Source organism: Pseudomonas edaphica, assembly GCF_005863185.1.
In the GTDB taxonomy this organism is placed as follows: domain Bacteria; phylum Pseudomonadota; class Gammaproteobacteria; order Pseudomonadales; family Pseudomonadaceae; genus Aquipseudomonas; species Aquipseudomonas edaphica.
The window spans coordinates 1-5,280 of the sequence record NZ_VBVZ01000439.1; the positions used below are offsets into that span (position 1 = coordinate 1).

Annotated in this window: 4 protein-coding genes and 1 pseudogene; 3 read left to right on the forward strand and 2 right to left on the reverse strand. The window is 58.7% G+C overall.

The window, feature by feature from the left end:
- A partial coding sequence (locus tag FEM54_RS23600; protein WP_138453346.1) for a catalase occupies positions 1-1,476 on the reverse strand: 1,476 nt, incomplete at its 3' end.
- Between the two features lie 265 nt (positions 1,477-1,741).
- Between FEM54_RS23600 and FEM54_RS23605 the strand changes: the two genes are divergently transcribed.
- From FEM54_RS23605 to FEM54_RS23615, 3 genes are read left to right on the forward strand one after another with little or no spacing between them, the layout of a single operon-like run.
- Positions 1,742-2,749, forward strand: coding sequence for a methionine ABC transporter ATP-binding protein (locus tag FEM54_RS23605; RefSeq protein ID WP_017139103.1), 1,008 nt, complete (start codon positions 1,742-1,744; stop codon positions 2,747-2,749).
- Positions 2,749-3,423, forward strand: a complete 675-nt coding sequence (locus tag FEM54_RS23610; protein WP_017139104.1) for a methionine ABC transporter permease — start codon at positions 2,749-2,751, stop codon at positions 3,421-3,423. The genes FEM54_RS23605 and FEM54_RS23610 overlap by 1 nt, the downstream gene beginning before the upstream one ends.
- 50 nt (positions 3,424-3,473) lie before the next feature.
- The gene (locus FEM54_RS23615) at positions 3,474-4,247 is read left to right on the forward strand and encodes a MetQ/NlpA family ABC transporter substrate-binding protein (protein ID WP_138453347.1); all 774 of its coding nucleotides are present in this window, start codon (positions 3,474-3,476) and stop codon (positions 4,245-4,247) included.
- Positions 4,248-4,549: 302 nt separating this feature from the next.
- On the opposite strand, the pseudogene FEM54_RS23620 reads toward FEM54_RS23615, so the two are convergent.
- A pseudogene (locus FEM54_RS23620) lies at positions 4,550-4,876 on the reverse strand (BRO-N domain-containing protein); the annotation flags it as partial.
- Positions 4,877-5,280: the final 404 nt, after the last annotated feature.

The window sequence follows — 5,280 nt, forward strand, 5'->3', positions numbered from 1 at the left end:
GCTGTAGGCCGCGATGATGTGCTCTTTCTCGTGGTGGCTCATGCTGTGGAAAAACAGCGTGGCTTGCGAGAAGTGGTCACCAAACGACTCACTGCGCTCACGTACCTTGTTGGCGTCAACGCGCTCGTAATGAGTCTCGAACCCGCCATCCTGAGCCGCCGCTGGCGTTTCTTTGGGCCAACCGCCATCAATCGAGTTCGGCTCGTAGGACGCACGGCCCTTATCGATCACGGTGCGGTGCTGGGCATCACGCTGGCCGTTATGGAAAGGCGTGACCGGCCGGTTAATCGGCAGCTCATGAAAATTCGGGCCACCGAGTCGGCTGATCTGCGTATCGGTGTAGGAAAACAGACGGCCTTGCAGCAGCGGGTCGTTGGTGAAGTCGATACCCGGCACGATATGGCCTGGGCAAAAGGCGACCTGCTCGACCTCGGCAAAGAAGTTGTCCGGGTTGCGGTTAAGCACCATTTTGCCTAGCGGGGTTATCGGCACCAGCTCTTCGGGGATGATCTTGGTCGGGTCAAGCAGGTCGAAGTCGAACTTGTGTTCGTCCTCTTCGGCAACGATTTGCACGCCCAACTCCCACTCAGGGTAGTCGCCGCCCTCGATCGCTTCCCACAGGTCGCGACGGTGGTGGTCGGTGTCTTTACCGGCAAGCTTTTGCGCTTCGTCCCACACCAGCGAGCAGGTGCCGACTTTCGGGTGCCAATGGAATTTCACAAAGCTGGACTTGCCTTCGGTATTGATCAACCGGAAGGTGTGAATACCAAAACCCTGCATGGAACGCAGGCTTTTTGGAATGGCACGGTCAGACATGGCCCACAGCACCATATGCGCCGATTCCGGCTGCAGCGAGACGAAATCCCAGAACGTATCGTGGGCCGAGCCACCGGTAGGAATCTCGTTATGTGGCTCAGGTTTTACCGCATGCACAAAGTCCGGAAACTTGATCGCATCCTGGATGAAGAAGATCGGCATGTTGTTGCCCACCAGGTCGAAGTTGCCTTCGTCGGTGAAGAACTTCACGGCAAAGCCGCGTACGTCACGCACGGTATCGCCCGAACCACGCGGGCCTTGCACGGTGGAGAAGCGCACGAACACCGGGGTTTTATGCTCCGGGTTACGCAGGAACCCGGCCTTGCTCAGCGCAGAATGGTTCTTATAGGTCTGGAAATAACCATGGGCGCCAGTGCCACGGGCATGCACGATGCGCTCCGGGATACGCTCATGGTCAAAGTGCGTGATTTTTTCACGCATGATGAAGTCTTCCAGCAGCGAGGGGCCACGGGCGCCGACTTTGAGGGTGTTCTGGTTATCGGAAATCTTTACGCCTTGGTTGGTGCGCAGCGCCTGGCCGGTCGCATCGGAGCGAAATTCTTCCAGGGCCTGCAGCTTGGCGTTGGTGTTGCCACGGTCCAGGGTATCGGTGCCCGCAAGCTCACTCTTAGGCGGGGTGGCTGGCTTCTTGGTACTCATCAGTCAAAACTCCTTATTCAAAGTGGCCAGAGCGGTCCCCGGCTCGTTTGAGCAAACCCCCAGGCACGGCACCTGGGAAATTGAGTTGCTTAAGTAGTGACTGATGGGGTTTTGGGCCGTTCCTTTTTTATGACCTTTGATCGCGTTATTGCCAAATCGCTGGTTGAATGCGAAATAAATGCTAAGAAACGCTATACGGACAGGCTAAAATGCGCGCCCGGCTAACCGCTGATCCCTTTTCAATGCGCCCCACAAGGTTCGCTACGTGATCGAGTTTCATAACGTCCATAAAACCTACCGCGTCGCCGGTAAGGAAATCCCCGCCCTGCACCCCACCAGCCTGCGCGTCGAAAACGGCCAGGTGTTCGGCCTGATTGGCCACTCCGGTGCGGGCAAAAGTACCCTGCTGCGCCTGATCAATCGCCTGGAGCAGCCAAGCGGCGGTCAGATCAACGTCGACGGTGAGGAAGTCACCGCCCTGGACGCCAACGGCCTGCGCCGTTTTCGCCAGCAAGTGGGGATGATCTTCCAGCACTTCAACCTGCTGGCGTCCAAGACCGTTGCCGACAACGTGGCATTGCCGCTGACCCTGGCCGGCGAATTGTCGCGTAAAGACATCGACCTGCGCGTGGCTGAACTGCTCGCCCGCGTGGGCCTGTCGGACCATGCCAAGAAGTACCCGGCGCAGTTGTCCGGCGGCCAGAAGCAGCGCGTCGGCATCGCCCGCGCCCTGGCGACCAAGCCAAAAATTCTGCTGTGCGACGAAGCCACCAGCGCCCTCGACCCGCAGACCACCGCCTCGGTGCTCAAATTGTTGGCCGAGATCAACCGCGAGTTGAAGCTGACCATCGTGCTGATCACCCATGAAATGGACGTGATCCGCCGCGTGTGCGACCAGGTCGCCGTGATGGACGCCGGCGTGATCGTCGAGCAAGGCTCGGTGGCCGAGGTGTTCCTGCACCCCAAGCACCCGACCACCAAGCGCTTTGTGCAAGAAGCCGAGCAAGTCGATGAAGGCGAGCAGCGTGATGTGTTTGCCCATGTACCGGGCCGCATCGTGCGCCTGACGTTCCAGGGCGAAGCGACCTACGCGCCATTGCTGGGGACCGTCGCCCGCGAAACGGGAGTGGACTACAGCATCCTTGCCGGTCGCATCGACCACATCAAAGATACCCCCTACGGGCAACTGACCCTGGCCATCACCGGCGGTGACATGGAAGCGGCCTTCGCCCGCTTTACCGCAGCCGATGTGCATATGGAGGTCCTGCGTTAATGGACGTGTTACTGCATTACTTCGACAAAGTTGACTGGGCCGACATCTGGGTTGCCACCGGCGACACCATGCTGATGCTCAGCACCTCGCTGGTGTTCACCGTACTGGTTGGCTTGCCGCTGGGCGTTCTGCTGTTTCTGTTCAGCCCACGTCAGTTGCTCGAGCAGAAAGCCACCTATGGCGTGCTGGCATTTATCGTCAACGCCATACGCTCTCTGCCGTTTATCATTCTGCTGATTGTGATGATCCCTACGACGATCTTTATCACCGGCACTTCGCTCGGTGTGGCCGGCGCGATTCCACCTTTGGTGGTGGGCGCTTCGACGTTCTTCGCGCGCCTGGTGGAAACCGCATTGCGCGAGGTGGATCGCGGCATCATCGAGGCGACTCAAGCCATGGGCGCCACCACTCGGCAGATCATCACCAAGGCACTGCTGCCAGAGGCTAAACCCGGCATCATTGCGGCCATCACCGTCACCGCTATTGCTCTGGTGGGTTACACCGCCATGGCAGGCGTCGTGGGTGCTGGCGGGCTGGGCGACCTGGCGATCCGCTATGGTTACCAACGTTTCCAGGACGACGTGATGGTCGTCACCGTCGTGATGTTGATTGTGCTGGTACAGATTCTGCAAACCATCGGCGATAAGCTGGTGACACACTACTCTCGAAAATAACCGCCATTGCCGGCCCCCGCCGGCACATGCCCGAACAAGGAGCTTGTTGGATGAAAAAACTACTGGTTGCTTTCGCCGCCGTTGCCGCGTTTTCTGCCCATGCTGCCGAGACTATTACAGTCGCTGCATCGCCGGTGCCCCACGCGGAAATCCTCGAATTCGTGAAGCCTGCACTCGCCAAAGAAGGCGTTAATTTGCAGGTCAAAGTCTTCACCGACTACGTGCAGCCGAACGTACAGGTGGTTGAAAAACGCCTGGACGCCAACTTCTTCCAGCACCAGCCGTACCTGGATGAGTTCAACAAAACCAAGGGCACTCACCTGGTAAGCGTTGCCGCGGTACACCTGGAGCCACTGGGCGCCTACTCCAGCAAGTACAAAAAGCTGGAAGACCTGCCAAGCGGCGCCAACGTCGTGATCCCGAACGACGCCACCAACGGCGGTCGCGCCCTGTTGCTGCTGGCCAAGCACAACCTGATAACCCTGAAGGACCCGACCAACATCCTGTCGACCATCAAGGACATCAGCGGCAACCCAAAAAACCTGAAATTCCGCGAACTGGAAGCCGCCACCCTGCCGCGCGTGCTGACCCAGGTCGACCTGGCGCTGATCAACACCAACTACGCCCTGGAAGCCAAGCTGGACCCATCCAAGGATGCGCTGGTGATCGAAGGCAACGACTCGCCTTACGTGAACATCCTGGTGACCCGCGACGACAACAAGGATTCGGACGCGGTGAAGAAGCTGGTTGCAGCCCTGCACACGCCAGAAGTGAAAGCGTTCATTCTTGAGAAGTACAAAGGCGCGATTCTGCCGGCGTTCTGATCCAGAGCTACACCGTAAACCTAATGTGGGAGCTGGCTTGCCCGCGATAGCAGAGTGTTAGTCACCGAAGATGTTGACTGGCCTGCCGCTATCCCAGGCAAGCCAGCTCCCACATTTGTTTTGTGTTGTGATCGTTCCCACGCTCCGCGTGGGAATGCAGCCCGGGACGCTCTGCGTCCCGCTGTTGAGGTCGTGACGCAGAGCGTCACAGGAGGCATTCCCACGCAGAGCGTGGGAACGATCATTTGCGCTGGAGCAAAACCGGCAACTCTGCCACCAGCTTTGTGTGGCTTTTGCTGTCAGCGCAGGGCTGGCACCACCTCATGGGTCAACCATTGGCGCAGGCACCGATTCTCCGGGTAGTAGTGGTAGATAAGCAGCGCATAAACGCCAGACTCACTGACCATCAACGTCGGCGCACAGTGGCCATGAGTGATCAGCGGCAGGGTGAGTTGTTGGTCGGGATCGAGCTTGCGCAGTAACGCAGGGTTCAGGTGCAGGCCCATCAGGTGGCCGATGTCGCAGGCGCTGAACCATGGCTGGTTGTCTATCAACACAGCGTGCAGCTGGTGATGGTGGCGGGTGAAGACTTTGGGTGTGATCGGTGGATCAGGGGTAAGTGATTGCATTGGGACAACTCCGGGTATGAACAGGAGCTGCCAACAGCCTTCCTACGGGCATGGGTGGCAGCCATACGCGGGGTAGGAACCGAGTACCCAGGGATCTCAGCCACGTCGAAACGTGCCCGCGCATAGCCGCCGCGACTGATAGTACGGGCACAAAAAAAACGCCGCAATCAGACGGTGGCGCTATGACGCCAAGGGTACATAAAAGGGTTCCTACGCCCTGTCACTGAATTTGCAGCGACAGGCCAAAGACTAGCCACCCCAAGACCGTCCAACAAGTTCACGCACAGCGCGACAACACGTGGGAAATCTCCGACGACACCCTGTTCAAACCTTGCACAAAACCACTGTGGGAGCTGGCTTGCCTGCGATGGCAGTGGGTCAGCAACCGAGATGCAAGCAGGCCC

Coding starts and splice junctions, on each gene's coding strand:
- FEM54_RS23610 (WP_017139104.1), top strand. CDS start 2,749: ATGGACGTGTTACTGCATTACTTCGACAAAGTTGACTGGGCCGACATC.
- FEM54_RS23615 (WP_138453347.1), top strand. CDS start 3,474: ATGAAAAAACTACTGGTTGCTTTCGCCGCCGTTGCCGCGTTTTCTGCC.